The sequence below is a fragment of the Bacillus sp. FJAT-26390 genome (assembly GCF_001682865.1).
Lineage (GTDB): Bacteria > Bacillota > Bacilli > Paenibacillales > Paenibacillaceae > Pristimantibacillus.
In genome coordinates, this window is record NZ_MAQX01000001.1 from 866,648 (window position 1) to 887,868 (window position 21,221).

At 44.0% G+C, this 21,221-nt stretch carries 25 protein-coding genes; 13 read left to right on the forward strand and 12 right to left on the reverse strand.

Going from position 1 to position 21,221, the window contains the following annotated elements; genetic code table 11:
• Nucleotides 1–4: 4 nt before the first annotated feature.
• The 3 genes from A7975_RS04155 (at nucleotide 5) to A7975_RS04165 (ending at nucleotide 1,579) form a co-directional block, all read left to right on the forward strand.
• The gene (locus tag A7975_RS04155; RefSeq protein ID WP_065384219.1) at nucleotides 5–1,108 is read left to right on the forward strand and encodes a GerAB/ArcD/ProY family transporter; all 1,104 of its coding nucleotides are present in this window, start codon (nucleotides 5–7) and stop codon (nucleotides 1,106–1,108) included.
• Nucleotides 1,105–1,308, forward strand: coding sequence for a hypothetical protein (locus A7975_RS04160; RefSeq protein ID WP_065384220.1), 204 nt, complete (start codon nucleotides 1,105–1,107; stop codon nucleotides 1,306–1,308). The genes A7975_RS04155 and A7975_RS04160 overlap by 4 nt, the downstream gene beginning before the upstream one ends.
• Before the next feature lie 88 nt (nucleotides 1,309–1,396).
• A complete protein-coding gene (locus A7975_RS04165) occupies nucleotides 1,397–1,579 on the forward strand; it encodes a CsbD family protein (RefSeq protein ID WP_053377793.1) in 183 nt (60 codons plus the stop codon).
• A gap of 99 nt (nucleotides 1,580–1,678) precedes the next feature.
• On the opposite strand, the gene A7975_RS04170 is transcribed toward A7975_RS04165, so the two are convergent.
• Together A7975_RS04170 and A7975_RS04175 are read right to left on the reverse strand one after the other, a co-directional pair.
• Nucleotides 1,679–3,601, reverse strand: a complete 1,923-nt coding sequence (locus A7975_RS04170) for an AraC family transcriptional regulator (RefSeq protein ID WP_065384221.1) — start codon at nucleotides 3,599–3,601, stop codon at nucleotides 1,679–1,681.
• A 129-nt stretch (nucleotides 3,602–3,730) separates the two neighbouring features.
• Nucleotides 3,731–4,279 (reverse strand): TetR/AcrR family transcriptional regulator, encoded by a 549-nt coding sequence (locus A7975_RS04175; protein WP_065384222.1) that lies wholly within the window; start codon nucleotides 4,277–4,279, stop codon nucleotides 3,731–3,733.
• A 229-nt stretch (nucleotides 4,280–4,508) separates the two neighbouring features.
• Here A7975_RS04175 and A7975_RS04180 point away from each other — a divergent pair, with 229 nt between their 5' ends.
• Together A7975_RS04180 and A7975_RS04185 are read left to right on the forward strand one after the other, a co-directional pair.
• A complete protein-coding gene (locus A7975_RS04180) occupies nucleotides 4,509–4,838 on the forward strand; it encodes a carboxymuconolactone decarboxylase family protein (RefSeq protein WP_065384223.1) in 330 nt (109 codons plus the stop codon).
• A 25-nt stretch (nucleotides 4,839–4,863) separates the two neighbouring features.
• Entirely contained in the window at nucleotides 4,864–5,286 is a 423-nt protein-coding gene (locus A7975_RS04185) for a MerR family transcriptional regulator (RefSeq protein WP_065384815.1), read from the forward strand.
• Nucleotides 5,287–5,433: 147 nt separating this feature from the next.
• Here the strand turns inward: A7975_RS04185 and A7975_RS04190 are convergent, their stop codons facing one another.
• Both A7975_RS04190 and A7975_RS04195 read right to left on the reverse strand, forming a co-directional pair.
• The gene (locus tag A7975_RS04190; RefSeq protein ID WP_065384224.1) at nucleotides 5,434–7,173 is read right to left on the reverse strand and encodes a recombinase family protein; all 1,740 of its coding nucleotides are present in this window, start codon (nucleotides 7,171–7,173) and stop codon (nucleotides 5,434–5,436) included.
• 6 nt (nucleotides 7,174–7,179) lie between these two features.
• Nucleotides 7,180–7,854 carry a helix-turn-helix transcriptional regulator gene (locus tag A7975_RS04195; protein WP_065384225.1) on the reverse strand — a complete coding sequence of 225 codons (675 nt, stop codon included), beginning with the start codon at nucleotides 7,852–7,854 and terminating at the stop codon, nucleotides 7,180–7,182.
• A 110-nt stretch (nucleotides 7,855–7,964) separates the two neighbouring features.
• On the opposite strand from A7975_RS04195, the gene A7975_RS04200 reads away from it, so the two are divergent.
• Both A7975_RS04200 and A7975_RS04205 read left to right on the forward strand, forming a co-directional pair.
• Nucleotides 7,965–8,201 carry a hypothetical protein gene (locus A7975_RS04200; RefSeq protein ID WP_065384226.1) on the forward strand — a complete coding sequence of 79 codons (237 nt, stop codon included), beginning with the start codon at nucleotides 7,965–7,967 and terminating at the stop codon, nucleotides 8,199–8,201.
• A gap of 19 nt (nucleotides 8,202–8,220) precedes the next feature.
• On the forward strand, nucleotides 8,221–9,276 hold the full coding sequence (locus A7975_RS04205; RefSeq protein ID WP_065384227.1) for a hypothetical protein: 1,056 nt from the start codon (nucleotides 8,221–8,223) through the stop codon (nucleotides 9,274–9,276).
• A gap of 328 nt (nucleotides 9,277–9,604) precedes the next feature.
• Here A7975_RS04205 and A7975_RS04210 read toward each other — a convergent pair whose 3' ends face one another.
• The 8 genes from A7975_RS04210 to A7975_RS04245 form a co-directional block, all read right to left on the reverse strand.
• Nucleotides 9,605–9,847 (reverse strand): hypothetical protein, encoded by a 243-nt coding sequence (locus tag A7975_RS04210; RefSeq protein WP_065384228.1) that lies wholly within the window; start codon nucleotides 9,845–9,847, stop codon nucleotides 9,605–9,607.
• A complete protein-coding gene (locus tag A7975_RS04215; protein ID WP_141680194.1) occupies nucleotides 9,844–10,155 on the reverse strand; it encodes a hypothetical protein in 312 nt (103 codons plus the stop codon). Before A7975_RS04215 ends, A7975_RS04210 begins: the two co-directional genes overlap by 4 nt.
• Before the next feature lie 277 nt (nucleotides 10,156–10,432).
• Nucleotides 10,433–11,053: a RadC family protein gene (gene radC, locus A7975_RS04220; RefSeq protein WP_065384230.1), complete on the reverse strand. Its 621-nt coding sequence runs from the start codon at nucleotides 11,051–11,053 to the stop codon at nucleotides 10,433–10,435.
• A gap of 101 nt (nucleotides 11,054–11,154) precedes the next feature.
• A complete protein-coding gene (locus A7975_RS04225) occupies nucleotides 11,155–11,349 on the reverse strand; it encodes a hypothetical protein (RefSeq protein ID WP_065384231.1) in 195 nt (64 codons plus the stop codon).
• Between the two features lie 141 nt (nucleotides 11,350–11,490).
• On the reverse strand, nucleotides 11,491–11,670 hold the full coding sequence (locus A7975_RS04230) for a hypothetical protein (protein ID WP_065384232.1): 180 nt from the start codon (nucleotides 11,668–11,670) through the stop codon (nucleotides 11,491–11,493).
• Nucleotides 11,671–11,704: 34 nt separating this feature from the next.
• Nucleotides 11,705–11,923: a hypothetical protein gene (locus A7975_RS04235; RefSeq protein ID WP_065384233.1), complete on the reverse strand. Its 219-nt coding sequence runs from the start codon at nucleotides 11,921–11,923 to the stop codon at nucleotides 11,705–11,707.
• A gap of 82 nt (nucleotides 11,924–12,005) precedes the next feature.
• Complete coding sequence (locus A7975_RS04240; RefSeq protein ID WP_141680195.1) at nucleotides 12,006–12,725, reverse strand: uracil-DNA glycosylase family protein; 720 nt, start codon at nucleotides 12,723–12,725, stop codon at nucleotides 12,006–12,008.
• A 253-nt stretch (nucleotides 12,726–12,978) separates the two neighbouring features.
• The gene (locus tag A7975_RS04245) at nucleotides 12,979–13,344 is read right to left on the reverse strand and encodes a helix-turn-helix domain-containing protein (RefSeq protein ID WP_065384235.1); all 366 of its coding nucleotides are present in this window, start codon (nucleotides 13,342–13,344) and stop codon (nucleotides 12,979–12,981) included.
• 320 nt (nucleotides 13,345–13,664) lie between these two features.
• Here A7975_RS04245 and A7975_RS04250 point away from each other — a divergent pair, with 320 nt between their 5' ends.
• The 6 genes from A7975_RS04250 to A7975_RS04275 all read left to right on the forward strand — a co-directional run bounded on the left by A7975_RS04250 (nucleotide 13,665) and on the right by A7975_RS04275 (nucleotide 21,220).
• Complete coding sequence (locus A7975_RS04250; RefSeq protein WP_065384236.1) at nucleotides 13,665–13,859, forward strand: hypothetical protein; 195 nt, start codon at nucleotides 13,665–13,667, stop codon at nucleotides 13,857–13,859.
• A 21-nt stretch (nucleotides 13,860–13,880) separates the two neighbouring features.
• Nucleotides 13,881–14,576, forward strand: coding sequence for an ankyrin repeat domain-containing protein (locus A7975_RS04255; protein ID WP_065384237.1), 696 nt, complete (start codon nucleotides 13,881–13,883; stop codon nucleotides 14,574–14,576).
• A gap of 300 nt (nucleotides 14,577–14,876) precedes the next feature.
• Entirely contained in the window at nucleotides 14,877–15,272 is a 396-nt protein-coding gene (locus tag A7975_RS04260; RefSeq protein ID WP_065384238.1) for a hypothetical protein, read from the forward strand.
• A gap of 148 nt (nucleotides 15,273–15,420) precedes the next feature.
• Nucleotides 15,421–18,678, forward strand: a complete 3,258-nt coding sequence (locus A7975_RS04265; protein WP_065384239.1) for a helicase-related protein — start codon at nucleotides 15,421–15,423, stop codon at nucleotides 18,676–18,678.
• Nucleotides 18,675–19,331, forward strand: a complete 657-nt coding sequence (locus tag A7975_RS04270) for a DUF4391 domain-containing protein (RefSeq protein WP_255314162.1) — start codon at nucleotides 18,675–18,677, stop codon at nucleotides 19,329–19,331. Before A7975_RS04265 ends, A7975_RS04270 begins: the two co-directional genes overlap by 4 nt.
• 23 nt (nucleotides 19,332–19,354) lie before the next feature.
• Nucleotides 19,355–21,220, forward strand: a complete 1,866-nt coding sequence (locus tag A7975_RS04275) for a site-specific DNA-methyltransferase (RefSeq protein WP_065384241.1) — start codon at nucleotides 19,355–19,357, stop codon at nucleotides 21,218–21,220.
• The last annotated feature ends 1 nt before the right edge of the window (nucleotide 21,221 follow it).

A 21,221-nucleotide genomic window follows, 5' to 3' on the forward strand; every position in this document is an offset into this window, starting at 1 on the left:
GATGATGGGAAAAGAACGGATTAGCGGCTGGCAGTTTTTTTTGCTGACTGTAAATTATGCATTAGGAACTGCTTTTTTTATTCGTCCGGGCAGCATGATTGCCTCTACCAAACAAGACGGATGGATCATCCCGTTAGTGGCGGGGGCATTTGCCGTTTTGGTGGCGTGTATATGGATTTTATTGGCGAATGCTAATCCGAAATTAAGTATTATACAGATCAGCTTGAAGGTAGCGGGCAAGCCGGTCGGAGGATTGATTGCGATCGTCTATATTTGGTATTTCATACAAACCGCAAGCTGGGTCACTCGGAATCTTGGTGATTTTATGAAAACGATTCTTATGCCGCATACCCCGATAACCGTATTTCATGTTATGTTTTTGCTCATCGCTTGTTATGCCGCGATTAGAGGCATTGAGACAATCGCGCGAACGAGTGAATTGCTTACGCCGTTTATTTTGCTCGTATTATTTGTGATTTATATCGCGGCTCTTAATGAATGGCACGGAGATCGCTTGCTGCCTATGTTTCAAAGCGATCTGATCAAGCTGATGAAAGACTCAGCACCGGTGATCGGTTTCCCTTATCTAGAGACAATTACAATTCTGATGCTAGCGCCGTATGTCAAATCAAGGTTTAAGACCAGCCTGCTTTTGGGTCTCATCGCAGTGACGCTACTATTATGCGGAATCGTATTTGTTACAATCGGCGTTATGGGAGCGGCACGCAGCTCGCATCTCCTGTATCCGCTGTACACCATCGTAAAAGAGCTTCGGATCGCGGAATTTATTGAGCATTTGGAATCCACTATCGTAATTGTGTGGTTAATATGGATTTTTTTAAAGCTGTGTATTGCTTATTTTTGCGCAGTGGAAGGCATATGCCAATTGTTTCAATTAAAGGACAGAACATGGATAGCTATCCCATTGGTTCTTCTTGTCTCGGGATTAGCAATCTCACTTAATGATAACGTCGTAGCTAATATTGACTGGGACCGCAGATATATTTTTCCGTATTCCTGTTTGTTTAGCATCGTATTGCCCCTGTTGCTCCTTATCTTGACATGGATTCACAAGCAACGGCAGAAAGGAAAGGAATTATCGCCATGATCGGTTTTATTCTTCTTTTTGTCATTGCCTTTGCAGGCGCTATTCTATTTTTTGTGTCAAGAAAAAAACCTATGAAGGAAGTAAGCGTATTCGTTGTGTTGTCGCTTCTTTCATTTATGCTTTGGATTGATATTATGCTAGACCATACGTTTAACCCCAATAAGTTGATTGGGTGGATGCTTGATTGGGTGGGGTTATAGCTTGAAATGTATTCATACAGGCCGTCCTGTTTCAAAATATCGGCTTGGTGGTAAGTATGAGCATACAACGAAAGAGGAGATGGTAACCATGAAAACCAATGGACTAGAGGATAAGGTAAAAGGCATGGCAAACCAGGCAAAAGGCGAAGTAAAGGACAGATACGGAAAAGTGACTGATGATAAGCATCTGCAGGCCGAAGGCAAGCTGGATAAGCTCAAAGGCACTGCGCAGGAGAAATTAGGGGAACTAAAAGATAAAATCGGCAAGTAGCGGATAGATGATGCGATATCTCGAATCAAAAGAATTGCAACGCTTAAGCTAAGTAAAAAACGCCATGACTGCAGCTCTGCAGTATGGCGTTTTTCTCATTTATTTAAGGCCAGTCAACCACTCTGCTAATTCCTCCGTCTGGGTGAGTATGGCAATCGGATCCCAGTACCATGAACGTTCTGGCCCCCAAATGTACACTCTGTCGTTCTTGACGGCATCAAGTGAATTCCAAATCGGATCTGCTTTGAGATCTTCCATTGTATGCGAATCGGTAGTCAGAATGATGTAATCTCCCGCATATTTTGGCAATGTCTCAGCAGATATGGATGCCCAACCAGGGTCTTTCATCTCCAAGTCTACTTCAGCCGGCGGTTTGAAGCCAAACCCTCCGTAAACCGCTTGACCGCCTTTGCCATAGTTGGAGCCCACCGCAGAAATGTTTTTTTCCATCAGTTCCATAACAGAGAACGTGCTGTCTGCCGGTATGGCCTTTAAGACTTTTACTTTGGCTTCGGCAATGCGTCGGTCATAATCGGCCAGCCATATCTCTGCTTCTTGTTCTTTGCCGAGCAGTTTGCCGAAATAGGTAAGCTCATCATGAACGGTTTTTAGCGATGCAAAGGGAACGATCACCGTAGGGGCGATTTTGGGCAGCTGCTCGTTCATTTCGGCATAAGTATCATCCATGATAATAAGATCGGGCTCCATCTCCAAAATTTTCTCAATATTGCCGTTCCCATCCCCAATGTCCTCTACGCCTTTCAGGGCATCATTGAAATAGGGATTCTGAATATGATGGTTGGATGTTCCGACGGGTATGACTCCAAGTGCGATCAAGCTGCCCAAATACTCTCCTGCAACAACCCGTTTCGGATGCGTAGGAACCTCGATTTCTCCGGCAATGGTAGATATAATTTTTGTCTGCTGCTCGCTGGAAACAGGTTCCGTCTCCACCGGCGTATGGGTCGACTCTGCCGTGTTTCCCGCCGCGCCGCAAGCACTTAACAAAAGCATAAAGCTTAAAAGCAATGCCACCGCCATAGGCGGTTTGGCTTCATTAAACATGGTAGGTACTTCCTCTCCGTCAGATTGATAATGATTATCACCGACATCAGTATAACGGAGCGGTTTCCGGGAAACAATGGAGGATCTCATGCTTATGGAAGGATTATCTTCTAGCCGGCGTATGGCTGAATGTTCTGTTCTATAGTGTGATGGTGAAAGGCCATTGTGTTTTTTGAACAATCTTCCCAAATAATAAGGGTCCTGATAACCAACACCTGCAGCGATTTCCTTCAAAGTGGCATCGGTTTCGAGCAGCAGCTCTGCTGCCTTGTCCATTCTGATCTTGATTAAGTAATCAATGGGGCTAAGTCCAGTACGGCTTTTGAAATAGGAAGATAAATGGGGGACGCTGTAATTCAAGCTTTCCGACAGTGACTCCAATGTGATGGGTTCCGCATAACGATGATTAATAATAGAGATAATCTGGGCAGCCAAATCACGCTTCTCCGAGCGTATGCCCTGTAGCTGCATCTGATTCATCAGCTCATAGACAAATTGGTGAAGCAGAGCTTTCACGCGCAGCCGGCTGATCGGTTCTGTTTTCTCCCAGTCCTTATACATCTCTGTTAAATAGCCATACAAAGCTACGGGATACGCTGGCATAAAACCGTACTGAATGTGAAAGGGGCGGACGCGATCCATGAGCGTCATTATTTCCTGCCCGGCAGGCAATGGAATATTGGCTTTATAATAAATGACATAATACTCAAATCCCTCTTGGCCGGCACAAATGTCCAGCACGGCTCCTTTGCCGGTATGAAAGATCTTAAAGCGCCTTACGTTATGCTCTATGCCATCCAGCTTTAACTGTGCGCTTCCGCGTACAGACATCAGAAAGATACTGGCAGGAACGGGGTAAGGATACAAGGATTCATTCGGTCGCATAATCACGTGACGAATATCTATTATTTTGCAGTAAGCATGGTTCCATAACACAATATGATCGTGTATTTCCATCTCTTGAGACCTGCTTTCTTCATCCGCGCTTATTGAAATTCGGTATGTTTACGATTATAGATGATATCTATTCTCACTAGTAGCAGCTATTTATTGATGCACGGCTATTAGGCAAGCAAACCATGCGTTCTAGTTGCAATTCCGCTCTAACAAGATCCCCAATTGTTCTGCTAATTCCTGATGTGGAATAGGCTTATCATTTGTGAACCACCATTCCACAACCCCTACATAAGCTGATGCAACAAACCTAACGATAACCGTTTTATTTAATCCTTTATTTATTCCTTTGGTGATATTCACCTCATCCATAAACTCTTCGTGAAGAAAGTCAAGGAATCGCCTTCGAAAGAAAGGGGCGCCTTTGCTCGCCAACATCATCGAAAAGAATGAATAATTGCTTTCGAAGTATTCGGTCCAAATCAGTGAGCCGTTAATAAAATCCATATCAGCTGCCGCTTCACACCTATCTCGGAGCTCGTTGATGTGTGTTTCTATAAGCTTATCCAGCAAATCATACTTATCTAAGTAATGAAGATAGATCGTTCCTCGGCTAACGTTTGCCCTGTCAGAAAGATCCTGTATGGTAATGTCGTCAAAGTTTTTTTCAGACATCAGTTCAATAATGGCTCTCTTTAACGCTTCTTGCGTTTTGAGTATTCTTCGATCCACTTTAGACATCGGAGGTCACCAGACTTTCTGAAGATAATAAACAATGATTAAACATTCGTTCATTAATTAACAAATCTCGCTTATCTAACAATTGCATGATTTCTATGTCTGTTTATAATTATTGACATGAGTTCATTAATGTATCAAGTGCCATTATTGGAATGCTATTAACCATGTTCAAGAGAGAGGGAGGAAAATCCAAAAGTCTAATGAAAGAGAACTTACTGCCGCACAGAGAATGATTGGAGATTTTTCGCCGAAAATCGTAGAATTGACCGATAATATTTTATTCGGCGATATCTGGGAACGTAAGGAGCTTTCTCCGCGAGACGGAAGTTTAATTACGGTATCAAACTTAATCACGAGCGGAAATACCGAGCAACTAGGATTTCATTTGAACAAAGCAAAAGAAAATGGAATTTCAGAAGAAGAACTTAAAGAGGTGATTACCCATCTTGCTTTTTACGCGGGATGGCCGAAAGCGATGTCTGCTATAATAGTTGCGAAAGATAGGATCTGCAACAAACCGCGAAGAGCGCAGCATCAGTGTCCTATCTTTACGAGTTGAAGAGGTGAACGATATGACGTTGACAATGACAATTGCTGAAGTAAGTGAGAAATTTGAGGTTTCGCAGGATACGCTCCGCTACTATGAGCGAATCGGTCTGATTCCACGTGTGAACCGCAATAAAAGCGGTATCAGAAATTATACGGAAGAAGACTGCAATTGGGTTGATTTTATCATTTGTATGCGGCAAGGCGCAGGTCTTCCGGTTGATGCGTTGATTGGGTATGTAGGGCTTTTTCAACAGGGTGATGCAACCCTTGTAGCAAGAAAAGAGGTTTTAATCGAGCAGCGTAAACAACTGTTTACCAAAATCGAAGCTATGCAGAAAACGCTGGAGCGGCTGGATGATAAAATTGTTAGATATGAACAAACGATCGTAAAAAAAGAAAAGACGCTCAGAAGGGCTTCGGAGCAGATTGGGCATACAGCCCGTGCAACGAATGGCTAGAGAACGGTATTCGCCTAATTTAGGATCGATACAAGAACGACGAAACAGCTGCTGGTTCAAACCAGCAGCTGTTTCGTCGTATATATGTGTAAATATTTGTATGACGTCAAGATGCTTGTATAATAAGCAGTAGAGATCACGAAGCAGCTATGCTGGCGGGCAGGCTAATTTAACATCAAGTACGGAGAACCGTATCGCCTCTAAGGGTAAAATAGAAAGGGACTCCATAATGGAATCCCCTCGATTTTGACTCGATAAGCTGTTTCCTGAATCCAGCATCCAAGCTTCAACAGGAGCGATGTAGTTGTATGAATCATTCGCCGCGAGGCGAGTGAGCAGGTTATAGGAATCATGGTTGATTCGGTCAATCGTAAAGTCGAAGTGCAGATGGATGGCCTTGACTTGACGTCCCTTGCCCCGTGGTGCTTCCGGGGTGACCTGGATGCTCTCGACCATCAGCCGCAGCAGAGCTTTTTGCTCTTCGGCATCCACCGCCATCAATTTGTCCTGTATGTGCTTCAACAGATGGTGCAGGGCGGTTGCGTCAACAGGTGTGCTGTTATCCTCGGCAATTTTGGCTTCTACAGCTTCGAGATTTTCCTGTAGCTGTTCATGTTGCGTATGAGCCTTTATAAGCTCGGGTTTGAGAATCGGGACAAGATCAGGATCGTTCATCAGATTGTCCTTGAGCTTTTGGAGCTTCCTGCCCACATTATTCATTTCATCTAGAAGGGCCTTCTTTTCAGCCAGCAAGGGAGCTTCTGCACCGGAGCGAAGCTTGTTTATGTTGTCCGCCAACTGCTGGGCGATATCCGGTCTGGAGGCGACACGCACAAGCTCTTGGAGCATTTGTTCCTCGGCTACATCTGCACGAATCATATTAGAGCGGCATACCGTCTTTCCTTTGTTATGAAACTGACCACAGATATAGTAGCGGTAGGACTGACCTTTGGCTCCTTTGGAACGGGCTGGAACCATGCCATGTCTGCATACAGGGCACTTCAATAGTCCGCTGAGGATGTAAGGCTGATGGGAGCGGGCGGGCTTATATGAGCGTTGGCCGAGCTTCTGCCGGACGCTGTTCCATAACTCAAACGGAATCAGCGGCTCATGTACACCATCCACAAGCAGGTAGTCGTGGTTCTTTCCCTTGCGACGTTTTTCAGACCAGTCCACAACCTGATTGTATCTGATCTTCCCAATGTACATGGGATTGCCAAGGATGGTCTTGATGCTGTTTGTACTGAAGGGCTTGCCCATTTTGGAGCGATAGCCTTCTTCATTGAGCCGTCGGGTGATGGCCTTGAAGCCCATTCCCTGATCGGCGTATTCAAAGATTTTGCGGACGATGACAGCTTCGGTTTCATTGATGACGAGTTCCTTGTTTACGCTGTCGTAGCCTAACGTTTTTCCCCCGTTGTACCGCCCTTCCTTGGCACGCTGTTCCATTCCCATCTTTACACGACCAACGATCGTATTACGTTCCAGTTCGGCAAAGGAGCCGAGAAACTGGAAAGAGGCTTTGCCGAATGGAGTCGTTGTATCAATTTGTTCACTTAAACTCACCAGTCTGACATTGTTCCGCTCCAAGGTGTCACTAATCTCCAGAGCATCCTTCAGTTTGCGGGCAAGACGATCAATTTTGTAGATGACCAAGACGTCAAATTTGTTTTGTCCGGCATTCGTCAGGAGTTTCCGCATTTGCGGGCGACCTGAGATGCTTTTTCCGCTTTTCCCTTCATCAATATATTCACTCACAAGCTCAACATCATTGCGTTCGCAATACTTTCTGATTTCGTCAATCTGTGCAGTGATGCTGAATCCTTCCTTGGCTTGCTCTTCGGTGCTTACCCGGGCGTATAATGCCGCCCTGATTGTGGTGGTCATACGGTGTTATCTCCCTTCATTTTCTCTTTTGGGTTGGTATGTTGCAATAAGCTCATTCCGTGCCTTTATCCAAGCATCTTCCGGAATGGATGGATAGGCTTGAGGATAGATTGCCAAAGCGTTGTACAGCTCGGAAGCAACGATAACTGGATGCGGCTGCGTGTACAGCTTTTCGACGGTTACCGTTGACTGGAATTCGCTGATGAGCCGAGCAAGAGCCGAAATAAATTCTTGCTTATCCAGCGACTTGTAAGAACGAAGATCATGAATAAGCCTGACTGTGTTGTCGCTTCGATACTCATACAGTACAGCACCGATGACAGAGGTTCGCTCAACCCCTTCTCCGGCTTTCATGCGATTGTCGTCATTGCCCGCAAACTCACCGATAGCTATAGAACGGAAGGGACCTTCATAGAAGTCGTCAGTCAAAGCTTCGAAGGGAAGACCGAGGTCTTGAGTGATTTTGTATACCAATTGGTAGGCGGGCTTTTTGGAATCGCCACGCTCAATGGAGATGATGGTCTGATGCTTTATGCCAATGCGTGCACTTATTGCGACCGTCGTGAATGCTTTATATGTATGGAGCTTGCCGATTTCCCGGCGGAACAAGCGGAGGCGGTTGCCAAGATCGGCAGATTTCAGGTATTCAAATTCTTCTGGTGTTAACGTGCGACGTGGCATAACAGAGAACAGTCCTTTCTGGAGGAGCTAGTATTTACAGCAAGTATAAACCATGCTATATTGCTTGTAAATAAGTATTAAAACTTAAATATAAGTATTGGAGGTTGAGCATGGACTACATTAATCCCGTTGAAATTGACCTTAATACATTGGATGATGAACCCTTCCAGCTCTACTATGAGAAGCATGCGAAAAAGGAACAGTTCACCAAACAGTTTGCTCTTTTGTTAAGCAAAACGATGGAAAGAAAGCAACTTATTGATTCGGATTTCCCTAACAACTGGTCGAGAAGAATGACAACCGATAGGGCTCAAACCCTTGCCCCACATGGCTTGAGGCCCTCTTGATACTTGAGGTGAAATCATCATGTTTTTGTACAACAGACACCGGATAACGAAGATTTTAAACACGATTCCTGTCATTCAGAGCCTTCTGTCAGTCAGAGCGGGTGAGAACTTCATCTGTCCCTACGACAAGCTGATTATTGGAGCGGTTGTCCTGCCGCAACAACCATTCATTGATCTTGTTCGGCCCGCGAGCTTCCATGCTGATGACGACGATTCCTTTTACCAGAACAAGCTTATACATGACCTGTTCAGTGTGCAGTGGTCGCCGATGAATTCGCTGGCACCTGCAACCTCGATCATGCTGAATCCTTGGAAGCACCGCCTCACACCGGATGCAGTGCTGGCTCTGGTTGATCTGGTTCTTGGCAACCATTATGACGCTTACATTGTGAAGAGCGATGACAAAGTCGATTGTCTTCAGTTCATAACGTCGGAGGAGCTATCCAAGCGTCTCTACGTCGGCTATCAAAAGAAACCGCCGCAAGATTATCGCAATCTCGGTCAGACCTTCTTGTATGGGAAGCGGGGGTGGCAACAAGTCAAAAATTACGATAAGGCAGAAGAGCAGGGACTGGCCGATGTCACATGGACACGAATCGAACGGACAAGAAGGCAGAAGGACAAGCATACAAGGAAAACATTGCTCCAGTTCTTATTCGATGAGCGGGCGGATGCTATGAAACATATGATCGTCGTAGACACCGACAAGTTCAGAGGCAGAGATAAAATCATACGAAGAATCAAAAAGTACGGCACTTTTCAGGAAGCATTCATGTCTCTTGATGCCAATAAGAAGAGAAGGCTCCGGGTACACGAAGCGTTCAGAAGGCCGATCATTGATCTGGGTTCGACTTTCCGTTCCGACCTTGATAAATGGATGGCCCATTCTCCAAAGCTCTATTTCATGTTCAGGAATTATGTCGTATTGAAAGCAAGCTGGAGCGGGAAAGACAACATATCGTTCAGGGAAGTTCGGGTTAATCCGATTAATCTGCATCATACATGGATACCTGCTGAACAACATGTCGGCAAAGAGCGATACAGGCTGCGACAAAGCTACTTTACCGATGTATGAATTTGGAATGTTGTAGTGGGGGGCCGCGAGCGAAGCGAGCGGCCCCGTCTTTCCATCAGTATTCGCATTGAACCCGATTGCGTTAATGAGCCGCTTGAAGCCAGTAAAGGGCCGCAGGGGCGAAGCCTTTACCCTTGACTGAGTGGTGCCGCGAACAGACACTCCTGCTTGCCATCAGCGTTAGCTGAGGGCCGCCGTACGGCGAGTGACGGGATGCAAGGGTGGTAGTTCCTTGCGTTCTCCCTCAGGGAGCGGAGAGGGTGGTCTTTAATCGGCGAGCGAAGCGAGCCGCCTTTCCGGTTGCTAGTTTGAAGGATATGGGCAGACCTTAATCCGCATATACCACGAAACGCAATTCCTTTTGGTCACGCATCAGTTCATGGCAAACATCGACCGGTAGCGGGAGATGCGATTGAAAGAACATTCTCCATCCGTTGTCGAACCGCAGATAGACTTCATTGTCGTTGATCGATACATGAACGAAGAGTTCATCCGCAGAGAAAACGTAATGGGAAGGGAAGTAAAAACCATTCTCGCTTACTGAGAGCTCCACAGAAGTCTGTTGATTCACTCGCATAGCCTTTGCTTGCTTGGCTTGTACATGCCGTCTACAGCCGATTTAACTCGTCCTGATAATGTGGACAGCAGATCTGGCAAGCTGCCAATCAGTTTGACTATTGCCCGCAGGGGCATCCGCAATAAATCGGCATCGATGTACAATTCCTTCAGTCTCCGATCCGCAATTATCCTGTTGCTGCCTGATGCAGGACAGTACATTTTGAACAGACATACCTTCCAGCCGCTCAATTGCTCGATTGTCTCCCGGATGAACTTGAGTTTGAACCGCAGTCCGATGAATGGAGCATGTTTCAGTACCATGATTTCAAACCGTTCATTCCTGCATTCCGTTTCACATACGAGCTTCCTTGAGGCGTCCGAGAATGTTGTATGTTGCAGTACAACAACTGTCGTAATTGAAACCGATGGATGGGGATAAAGTTCAGCATTGCTTCCGATTGTTGCCGCTGTCAACTGAAATTGTTTCTGATTGTTGTTCGTGTATATTCCTCCAATGTGAAGTTAATGGTGTAAGAACACAGCGGCCAGCCATAATAGCGAGCCACTGCGGATGAAATTGTGTTCGGTGATCAACTGGTTACGAATTCATGTGTCCTCGTTCCTTTAGACTGATGAACTGCTCTCCAGCCACAATGATATGATCGAGCACTTCTATGCCCGTAATGTTCCCTGCTTCAACCAAACGAGCGGTTAACTGTATATCCTCGGGTGAGGGTGTGCAATCGCCACTTGGATGATTGTGCGAGACTACAATAGACGCCGCAGATCGTTTAATAGCGGCCCGAAAAACTTCACGTGGGTGGACAATCGCTGCGTTGAGTGAACCCTTCGAGATTGTTTCCGGTTGCCCAATGACATGATTCTTGGTGTTCAGGAACAGAACAACGAAGTGCTCCTGCTGCAAATATCGCATCTCAGGAATCAGTAAATTGGCAGCATCTTTGGGAGAACGGACAACATGCGGATGACTATACATAGGTGCATTTAATCTCCGAGCCAGTTGCAAAGCAGCAATGATCTGGCGGGCTTTTACTCTCCCGATGCCCTTGATGGAGGTCAGTTCCTGTTCAGTAACATTCATCAGCTCAGTCAGCGACGGAAAACGGGTAAAGATTTGATCCACGACAGAGGAGTCTGGCTTTTCCGCAAGAGCCTCGGTAAACAACGTTTTAATAGACGACATTTCGTACACATTCATGTGTATGACCTCCATAGAAATGCAAAAAGGAGAAGCCGTGATGGCTCCTCCAGTTGCGTGATAGATGATTTTCGATTATGATGATGACAACAGTTTTTCTCTTAATCGCTCCTATTTTTGTGGGCGATTTTTTCTTTTTGTTTAAATTCAATTTGCATTTCAATCAAGACCAGCTTGACCAGAGTCTGGGCATATACCCTGCCTTCCTCAGTCTCAAAGCTGGCGTTCCGATCCATCATCCGCATTGCCGCTGTCAATTGATCTTTTCTGGTCAGCAGCTCCTGCATCTTTTCCATGTGTCTCACCTCCCTTTAAAGGCATGAAAAATAACCCTCCTGTTGCATCAACAACAGCATGGCTATCTGCAATGACGTGCTAGACAGACGTTCCTGCTTAATCTGAATCGCATCAATCGCCGATTCCGACAACTGCATCGCTCATCTGAAGATCGGGGATGCATGGACAGAATAAGTAATCAGAATGGTGATTTCTGCATTACGAAGTGCGACAACGGCGTATCTTCCTGCATCCAGCATTACAGAATAGATGTATCCTTTTTGCTCGCAGAACCCGAGATACTCTTTCTGGCTGTTACGCCTGAATGATTCATAAGTCATCTTTTCAGTCTCCTTTCCCTGAAATCGTACATCCTCATGCTCCCGCCAATCGTTTCCGGTACTTTTGCAGCTGTTGGGGAAATTCGCGTTGAAAGTAGACAACGGTCCAGCGAGCAGCAGTTTCTTCATCCACGTCATAGGTACGGCGGCAATAAGTTAGAAGAACGCGGCCAGCCATACTGAAGTGTCCATTCATAACAAGCTGCTTCAGAACGGTAGAAACGTCATCCGGCAACCCTTTTTTCACAACCATTTTGTTCACCTCCTTTCAAGTGGAATAGAAGACATAAAAAAGCGAACCGAGGATTACTCCTCGACTCGCTGGGAATGACAGATTATTTTGTTGTTGTTACACGATTGACGATAGCATCGGACACCGGATCAAATTTGGCTGCCTTTGCTTTGTTGCCGCGTAACGAGTAACCGGGATGATAAGTACGGTAGGCGTGATAAGGCAGCTTCTCATGGACGACCCGGCATAGCAGATTAGGCGGCAAGTCATTTAGTGTTTCCATAACGGCACCGGTAAATGTCTTTTGCAGTCTGTCATCGTGATACGGGCCGGTAAAAAAGAGAACAACATCCGGTCTCAGTATGCTGATTTCATGAGGAAGCAACGAGAAATGGTTGCAGATAATCGATTCGGCTTCGGCTGAAGGTCTTGTCTTGTTCTGATCGAGCTTGATCAGATTGCTGGTCATGTAGCCGTCTCCCGGGCCATCCGAGTTTAGCCTGTCATGGATGAGCTTGCATGCTCTCCAGAAAGGCGTATGTGCCCATTTGCCATCGCGTCTGAACCGAATGTAATCATTCTGCAAGTCGTCAATCGCATCATGAGGCTCCCGATTCGCGATATCAATATATGTTCCCCATCCGCATGTTTCCTTTCCCACAAACAGTATTTTTACCGAAGTTTCTTGATAATGCTCAACCACATCGATCAGGAAGGGGTTAGACAAGCTGTACAGGTCAACGTTCCTGTCTGCCAGTGCGTTCTTTAACCGTTTCCAGTATTCATAATACATCACACTTAACTGCTCTCTGATCTGTTCCATTTCTATCGAAATCCTTTCACTTGGTATTCATCATAGTTGCTTACGATAACTATTTGATGACGGTTCCGCAAGGCAAAACAACGTCATCTCCATGAGAAAACAAAAAGACTTGTGTGAATCGTCAGTATATGACGGACACAAGTCTTTACAATGGAAGGGGTGGGGCATGAAACGGCAGGCCGGGGGTACTTCAAATATGCAGGGTGGTGCCTCGGGAAAATGTATATCATTTCTCCCCTAATAGGCCGTTCTGTCACTTGCTCTTCGTCGTCTGATCGACTGTCTGGACAAAGTCGTTGGCAACGCGGTGGATGAACTTTACTTCCTCGACATTCCTCCCGCTCAGCAGTGCCCTGACCGATTCAATCAACATGCGTTTCTCAATGGATTCATTGTCCGTGTTTGCATGTGAAAAATTGAATATCTCTGCGGGAACAACGCCCAGTGCCTCGACGATCTTTTCAAGCGTCTCCATTGAAATATTCCGTTCCCCGCGTTCAATATCACTAAGGTAACTGTATTGAAAGCCGCATTCGTTGGCCAATGCCTCCTTCGTCAATCCTCTTTCCTTTCTGATGTTGCGAATTTGCTCGCCTATGAGCTTTATGAAATCAGACAATTCGAGCACCTCTACTTACTAGAGTAGAGATGCATGCGAATCAGATTATCTTATCAAAACATAAATAATTAATTGAAATTTGCCGATAAAGTTAATATCATTGTTTTTATATGTAAATATTGGAGTAGGTGTTCAGCGTCAGTGGAGGTGTAGACAAGATTGTAATGAACCCCAAACAATTACAAACTCCGGGGATGTTGATACAGGCACTGACCATGAAATCATGCAGATGATAATGGAGCACATGGAAGTTATGTCTTAAGAGAGTTCTCAAGTCAGCATTCTCACAGATAAAATAATACGAATAGAAGGTGTATTTCATGGCAACCTTGGCACTAATTTTAAAAATCATCGGTGCTATTTCAGAAATTTCTGGCGTTGTACAGATCATCGCATCGATTAGAAAGAAGAGAAGGGCAGGTTTCGGAATCGGATTTATTATTCTGATCATAGGCATTATCTTACTTGTGCTCGCGACAAACATCGAAGATAAAATTCGAGCCGGTTACTACTAATAAGTTCGAGGGAAGGCACCAATGAAACTGATCATAAAGATTTTTCTATCCATACTTGCATGTTGTATTGCTGTTGTAGTGATTTTCAACCTCATTCCGAAAGAACGAATATTGCTATCCGCAGTCAACGACCAGAATGTGGACATGGTGGACTGGATGCTGAAGTTGGGAGCTGATCCGAATGTACATTCTGCTGCATATGCACCGCTCAATCTTGCGGTCAAAAACGGTGATACAGCAATGATACGAAAACTTCTGGCTCATGGAGCTAATGTAAACGAAGAAGCCAACTACGGAAGCGGGGAACAGATACCCATTGGCAATTTGTCACTGGCTATCAACTACGTTGAAAATCCGTTGCAGGTTGTCCAGTTGCTGATAGAGGCCGGATTGAATGTTGCTGATGATCCTGTTGCATTAAAGGATGCAATCGAGAAGGGGAATCCCGAACTGGTCAAGGTTCTCATCAAGCATGGCGGTGATGTTAATCAGGGCCTTCAGTTCGCGGTGATGTACAATAACCTCGCTGCTATGCGACTGATGCTGGAAAGCGGTGCAGACCCCAATGCAAGTGTCCTTTTGGCTAAAACGACGTACAACCAAGAGGCATTACAACTACTTGCAGAATACGGTGCAGCAATAAAGACTCTGCCGAGGGAGCAGATGCATCCTGAGGACTATAAAACAGTGAATGGTAAGAAAATTCGACTTCGATAGGCATATTATTCGGGGTTACGTTACAATTTCCATGAATTCGCGATATATGAATAAGGATTGCCAATGAAAAGGCGGATAGAAGAGTGTAAGTCATTAATTCCCTTCAGATTCCACCTTTTGTAGCCAATATAAGTGGTACTGAGGGACAAGATCGAATTTTTTCTAAACAAACCCCCAATACACGTTACAATGTCGGCATCTCTTTCATATATGTTGTTCAGTGGTTGTCCTAATCATCCTGTTACTGTACTATTTAAAGTATATAGTACGGTGATTACATAGCGAAGGACAGGTGCTCTCTTGAGAACAATTGAAATAGATGGAATAGAATTCGAGCTGCAATCGTGGGACTTCCGCTCCGATGGTGGGCTAGGGGTTATAAAATTCCTTGTGCCTAAAGGTACCTTCCAATATGACGGTCAAAACGGTGCATATTGCTGGAATTACGAGGGCGATGATCAATACGATGTTGTGGGTGCCTCTTGCCACTGCTTCCAGGTCAACGGTCATTCTGAGGATGAGTTCATGAGATTCTCCCTTTGGGATGTTGCATACGCCGCGGCAAAGTTTATAACCACGCTACCTAAGACAGAAGCGTATAATTCCAAGCTTGAATATCAAAAGTATGCTGACGATGATGCTGATGAAGTATTCAGGAATAGAGCCACTGTTTCTATCGAGGTAATTTACCGATAAAAATAGTGGCTTGCTTTATTAAACGTGTCTTTCGGTTGGGCCTGAAATGGGAAAAGAGTATTACTCATACAAGGAGTTTTAGTTGCTGGTGTCGAATTGGGAATAGATATTTTAATGTGACAGTCGGATAAACAAGAGGTGAAATACGTTGGAAGTCATTAATAACATTGACCAGGTTCTGGGTGATGATCTAAAGCATTCTATCCGCAAAGGGTCGAAGCTGTCGATAGCAGCATCCTGTTTTTCAATCTATGCCTACGAAGCCTTAATAAAGGAATTAAATCAGGTAGATGAAGTGCGATTCATCTTTACTTCTCCTACCTTCGTTGCAGACAGCATCAAGAAAGAAAAACGAGAGTTCTACATTCCTAAGCTCAATCGCGAAAAGAGTTTATACGGTACAGAGTTTGAAATCCGTCTCAAGAATGAGATGACACTTAAAGCAATCGCGAAAGAATGCAGCGAATGGATTCGGAAGAAAGTTACCTTCAAATCGAACAGCACCTCTGGAACCATGCAGGGGATGGCGAATGTGCAATCTACAGATGAATCGGTTACTTATATGCCTGTGGATGGTTTTACAACTGTCGATCTCGGTTACGAGAAAGGGAATGCCCTATCCAAAATGGTCAACAAGTTTAATGAAGCTCCAATCACAAAAACGTATTTTGAACTGTTCGATCAACTGTGGAACGATAAGAGCAAACTGGAAGATGTCACGAATCAAGTAGCAGAACACATTTCATCGGTGTATAAAGAGAACTCACCTGAGTTCATATACTACGTCATTCTGTATAACATTTTTAATGAGTTCCTCTCAGACATTACTGAGGATATATTACCAAATGAAGCAACAGGTTTTAAAGAAACGGAGATTTGGAAACGTCTATATCACTTCCAGAAGGATGCAGTACTCGGGGGAATCAATAAGCTTGAGAAATACAATGGCTGTATTCTAGCTGATAGCGTCGGTCTTGGGAAGACATTCAGTGCCCTTGGAATTATCAAGTATTATGAGCTCCGTAACAAGTCTGTGTTGGTGCTCTGCCCTAAGAAGCTCGGTGATAACTGGCTGACATATAAGCAGAACGTGACCAACAACATTCTGTATACCGATAGGTTGCGGTACGATGTGCTGTATCATACTGATATTTCACGCGAGAGGGGAAAATCCAACGACATACCATTAGACCGCCTGAATTGGGGTAACTATGACTTGCTCGTCATCGACGAATCACATAACTTCCGCAATAACGAGGCAAAGAAAGACAAGGAAACAAGGTATCAAATGTTAATGCGGAAGGTACTGAAAAGCGGAGTCAGAACAAAGGTACTCATGCTCTCGGCTACACCAGTGAACAACAGGTTCATGGATCTTCGCAACCAGCTTGCATTAGCGTATGAGGGCAATGCGGAAGAAATCAACAATAAGCTGGGGACGGAGCGTGACATCAATGATGTCTTCAAACGTGCTCAGTCTGCATTCAATCAATGGTCTAGGCTGGATGCATCTCATCGGACAACTGCAACACTACTTGGGATGTTAGATTTTGATTTCTTTGAGCTGCTCGATAGCTTGACTATCGCCCGTTCTCGTAAACATATTCAGAAATACTATAAGGCCGAGGAAATTGGTGAGTTTCCTAAGCGGATGCAACCTATTTCCAAGTTCTGCGATATAACAGACAGAACTGATGTCATTGGGTATAATGATATCTTCATGGAGCTGTCGAAAATCAATCTAGGTATATACGCTCCATTCAAGTACATCCTTCCTAGTCGGTTACGTTTCTACGAAGAAATCTATGATACCAGCGTGAAAGGCGGGAGCGGGAGCTTTAAGCAGATGGATCGTGAGGGCAGCTTGCAGATACTCATGCGGATCAACCTGCTTAAAAGATTGGAAAGCTCAGTAGAGTCATTCCGCTTAACGCTTTCCAAGATTGGAACTAAACTCAATCAGACGCTTCAGCAAATCGAATCCTATGAACGTAATAAAACTTCAGATACTGTTGGGTATACCGACATTGGAGAGGCAAATTTAGATGATGACGACTGGCTGGATGATGAGTTCAGTATAGGAAGTAAAATCAAGATTAACTTGTCTGACATCGATGTTCTTCGTTGGAAAGATGATTTGACGAGTGATCGCAACATATTATATGCACTTCATGAAGAGATGCAAAAAGTAACACCTGAATATGATGAGAAGTTAAATGCGTTGAAGCAGATAATTGACCATAAAATCCAACATCCGATTAATCCCGGGAACCGTAAAGTCATCATCTTCAGTGCATTCACGGATACGGCAGCGTACTTGTACACACACCTATCTGAATACATGAAGGCGAAGTACAACATTGATACAGCTAAAATTGTTGGCAGCGATGAGAACAAAAACACTGCTGGTTTGAGGAATGACATAAGCACGCTGCTTACCTGTTTTTCTCCGCGATCCAAAGAGAAACATCTTACGATGCCAAACGAAAAAGGTGCAATTGACCTTCTTATTGCATCAGACTGTATCTCCGAAGGGCAAAACTTGCAAGACAGCGATTATCTGATCAACTATGACATTCACTGGAATCCGGTGCGGATCATTCAACGATTCGGACGGATCGATCGCATTGGCTCAAAGAACAAGGCCATTCAACTGGTGAACTTCTGGCCTAATATGACGCTCGATGAGTATATTCAATTGAAGCAACGGGTCGAAAATCGTATGGTCATTATGGATATGACTGCAACGGGCGATGATAACGTATTGTATAACCAATCCAGTGACCTAGAATACCGGAAACAGCAACTTCATCGCTTACAGGAGGAAGTAGTTGATTTGGACGACATGAACACAGGCGTTTCAATAACCGATCTAGGGCTGAACGATTTCCGAATGGATCTTGTGAACTACGTCAAAGAGAACGGCGAGATGGATACCGTTCCTAGTGGGTTGCACACCGTTGTTCTAACCGATGCTGACAAAGGTATTCATCAACCAGGAGTCATCTTTATTCTTCGGAATATCAACGATGAACTTAACCCTGATCAACAGAACAGGCTGCATCCCTTTTATCTCGTCTATATGAGCGATGACGGCGATGTTGTTACTAATCACTTGGATGTTAAGAAAACGCTGGATATTCTTAGAGCTGTTTGTAGGGGGCAGTCGGAACCGATCATCGAGGCATGCCAAATCTTTAATCAGGAGACGAAAGATGGCAAGAAGATGGGGCAATATTCGATGCTGCTGGAAGAGACAATCCGTTCAATCGTTCAAGTGAAAGAAGAAAGCGACCTCGACAGTTTGTTCAGTTCAGGTGGAACGACGGCATTAATCGATTCGATTAAAGGTCTTGAGGATTTTGAACTCATTACCTTTGTCGTTATTCGGCAGGCGGGTGCATGATGTTTCAATTACCTCCGAGTACGCTGGTCAACCGCAAGATTCCAAAGAACAAATTCTATGAGAAGCTACAAGCGAATCATAAATTGAAGGAACTATTTACGGAGCAAGTTGAATCGATCGTCTGGAAGTTCAAGCTATCCAAAGAGACGATCCGATTGGAGCCAAAGGATGGCATCGAAGAAGTGCAGGTATTCGAGATACACCTGAAGGAGCTATCCTACTCCCTTGATCTGTTACGAAGCATCGATAAAGCAATTCCTTACCCGATATTGCATGTGTTAATACATGAGGGTCAGGCAAAGCTTGCAATAGCTTACAAGGAGCGTAATCAGGCCGATGACAATCGGTCAGTGATACGCTCCTACCATGAATCGGACTGGCAGCCAGAAGAGGAATGTAAGCTGGATATCCTTCATGGACTTGATTTAAGGGCTGTTTATGAGAATATCATCCGTCAACTATTGCCAATCAACTCAAAGCCGGAAATTGAGCTTACAGCCGTTCTGGAGCGACAAGCTCGTATTGATAAGTTGACACAAGAATGCCAGCGGTTGGAATTGAAAATTCGTAGTGAAAAACAGTTCAATCGCAAAGTCGATCTGAACATGGAGCTACAACGTAAGCGAAAAGAACTGAATCTACTGCTTGATTAAGTAATTGGAGGTCTGAACTAAACATGAACCAATTGACAATGAAGTCTGCCGATATGACACAGGTCAATATCGATAAACTTGCTGAGCTATTCCCTAACGTAATTACAGAGGCTAGAGATGACAGTGGAAAGATCAAACTTGCAGTTGATTTCGATCTATTAAAGCAGGAACTATCCGACTTTCTTGTTGAAGGTGACAAGGAACGATATCAACTAACTTGGCCGGGTAAGAAAGAAGCTATTGTCATCGCAAATAGTTCGATTGATAAGACACTGCGGCCTATTAAAGAAGACAGTATTGATTGGGAAAGTACACAGAATGTTTATGTTGAAGGCGACAATTCAAACGTAATGAAACTGTTACAGGAATCTTATTTGAATAAAATAAAGTGTATTTACATTGATCCGCCGTACAATACAGGAAAGGATTTTATTTATAAAGATAATTTCAGGGATTCGGTGGAGGAATACTTGGAAGAGTCTGGTCAAGTAGATGAAACGGGTATCAGATTGTTTCAAAATACCGAGTCTAATGGTAGATTTCATAGTGATTGGCTAACTGAGATCTATCCAAAGCTCAAATTGGCGAGAAATCTACTAAGAGATGACGGAGTAATATTTATAAGTATTGATGATTATGAAATGCATAACTTACGAAAAATGTGTGATGAAGTATTCGGTTCAAGTAATTTTGTATCTACTATTGTCTGGCAAAGGGCATTTGCTCCAAAGAATGATGCTAAACATTTTTCAGTTAGCCATGACTATATCCTTGTATATGCCCGCAATATTGATAATTTCAATATCAAACTATTACCAAGATCAGAAGAAGCAAATAGTAGATATAAAAACCTCGATGGAGATCCCAGAGGGCCATGGACTTCTGATAATCTAACAGTTAAAACATATTCTGAAAATTATAATTATGCTATAACAACTCCAAGTGGTAGAGAGGTATATCCTACAGATGGAAGATGTTGGTTTACTTCAAAAGAAAAAATGAAAAAATTAATTGAAGATAATCGAATTTGGTTTGGGGAATCTGGTAGCAATACACCTCGATTAAAGAGATTTCTAAGCGATGTTCAGGATGGAATGGTGCCATTGACAATATGGTTGCACGAAGAGGTTGGACATAATCAAGAAGGAAGGCAAGAGGTTAAAAAACTATTTGACAATAAAGGCTATTTTGATGGGCCTAAACCGACACGCTTAATAAAGAAGATACTACAAATTGCGAATTGCAAGAATGACGACATCATATTGGATTTCTTTTCAGGGTCTGCAACAACAGCTGATACGGTTATGCAGTTAAATGCCGAAGATTCTGGTAATCGCAGATTTATTATGGTTCAATTGCCAGAAGCTATAAATGAACAGTCTGAAGCATTTAAAGATGGGTACAGAAATATTTGTGATATTGGCAAGGAACGAATTCGTCGTGCCGCTAAGAAAATTAGTGAAGAAACCAAAGCGGATATTGACTATGGTTTTCGTGTGTTTCGGTTGGATTCCACAAATATGAAGGACGTATACTACTCACCAGACAAACTAGGTCAGGTTAATTTGGATGATGTTTCTTCCAACATTAAAGAAGACCGCACCAGTGAGGATTTACTGATCCAAGTGATGTTGGAATGCGGACTGGAACTTTCATTGCCGATGGAATCAAGAGAGATTGTGGGCAATACCGTTCATTATGTAGCTGGCAATTCATTAATCGCTTGCTTCGATGAAGAGATATCGGAGTCAGTTATCAAGAAGATCGGAGAGGATCAACCGCTTCGGGTTGTTTTCCGCGATAGTTCCTTCCAAGATGATTCAGCTCGAATCAATGTTGAAGAGTTATTCAAGTTGCTCTCTCCGAGCACCGAAATCCAAGTGGTTTAAG

What these genes read in the sequence shown, in the direction of transcription:
- A7975_RS04155 (WP_065384219.1), top strand. Translation starts at nt 5, where the DNA reads ATGGGAAAAGAACGGATTAGCGGCTGGCAGTTTTTTTTGCTGACTGTA.
- A7975_RS04160 (WP_065384220.1), top strand. Translation starts at nt 1,105, where the DNA reads ATGATCGGTTTTATTCTTCTTTTTGTCATTGCCTTTGCAGGCGCTATT.
- A7975_RS04165 (WP_053377793.1), top strand. Translation starts at nt 1,397, where the DNA reads ATGAAAACCAATGGACTAGAGGATAAGGTAAAAGGCATGGCAAACCAG.
- A7975_RS04170 (WP_065384221.1), bottom strand. Translation starts at nt 3,601, where the DNA reads ATGGAAATACACGATCATATTGTGTTATGGAACCATGCTTACTGCAAA.
- A7975_RS04175 (WP_065384222.1), bottom strand. Translation starts at nt 4,279, where the DNA reads ATGTCTAAAGTGGATCGAAGAATACTCAAAACGCAAGAAGCGTTAAAG.
- A7975_RS04180 (WP_065384223.1), top strand. Translation starts at nt 4,509, where the DNA reads ATGATTGGAGATTTTTCGCCGAAAATCGTAGAATTGACCGATAATATT.
- A7975_RS04185 (WP_065384815.1), top strand. Translation starts at nt 4,864, where the DNA reads ATGACAATTGCTGAAGTAAGTGAGAAATTTGAGGTTTCGCAGGATACG.
- A7975_RS04190 (WP_065384224.1), bottom strand. Translation starts at nt 7,173, where the DNA reads ATGACCACCACAATCAGGGCGGCATTATACGCCCGGGTAAGCACCGAA.
- A7975_RS04195 (WP_065384225.1), bottom strand. Translation starts at nt 7,854, where the DNA reads ATGCCACGTCGCACGTTAACACCAGAAGAATTTGAATACCTGAAATCT.
- A7975_RS04200 (WP_065384226.1), top strand. Translation starts at nt 7,965, where the DNA reads ATGGACTACATTAATCCCGTTGAAATTGACCTTAATACATTGGATGAT.
- A7975_RS04205 (WP_065384227.1), top strand. Translation starts at nt 8,221, where the DNA reads ATGTTTTTGTACAACAGACACCGGATAACGAAGATTTTAAACACGATT.
- A7975_RS04215 (WP_141680194.1), bottom strand. Translation starts at nt 10,155, where the DNA reads ATGGTACTGAAACATGCTCCATTCATCGGACTGCGGTTCAAACTCAAG.
- radC (WP_065384230.1), bottom strand. Translation starts at nt 11,053, where the DNA reads ATGAATGTGTACGAAATGTCGTCTATTAAAACGTTGTTTACCGAGGCT.
- A7975_RS04225 (WP_065384231.1), bottom strand. Translation starts at nt 11,349, where the DNA reads ATGGAAAAGATGCAGGAGCTGCTGACCAGAAAAGATCAATTGACAGCG.
- A7975_RS04230 (WP_065384232.1), bottom strand. Translation starts at nt 11,670, where the DNA reads ATGACTTATGAATCATTCAGGCGTAACAGCCAGAAAGAGTATCTCGGG.
- A7975_RS04235 (WP_065384233.1), bottom strand. Translation starts at nt 11,923, where the DNA reads ATGGTTGTGAAAAAAGGGTTGCCGGATGACGTTTCTACCGTTCTGAAG.
- A7975_RS04240 (WP_141680195.1), bottom strand. Translation starts at nt 12,725, where the DNA reads ATGGAACAGATCAGAGAGCAGTTAAGTGTGATGTATTATGAATACTGG.
- A7975_RS04250 (WP_065384236.1), top strand. Translation starts at nt 13,665, where the DNA reads ATGGCAACCTTGGCACTAATTTTAAAAATCATCGGTGCTATTTCAGAA.
- A7975_RS04255 (WP_065384237.1), top strand. Translation starts at nt 13,881, where the DNA reads ATGAAACTGATCATAAAGATTTTTCTATCCATACTTGCATGTTGTATT.
- A7975_RS04270 (WP_255314162.1), top strand. Translation starts at nt 18,675, where the DNA reads ATGATGTTTCAATTACCTCCGAGTACGCTGGTCAACCGCAAGATTCCA.
- A7975_RS04275 (WP_065384241.1), top strand. Translation starts at nt 19,355, where the DNA reads ATGAACCAATTGACAATGAAGTCTGCCGATATGACACAGGTCAATATC.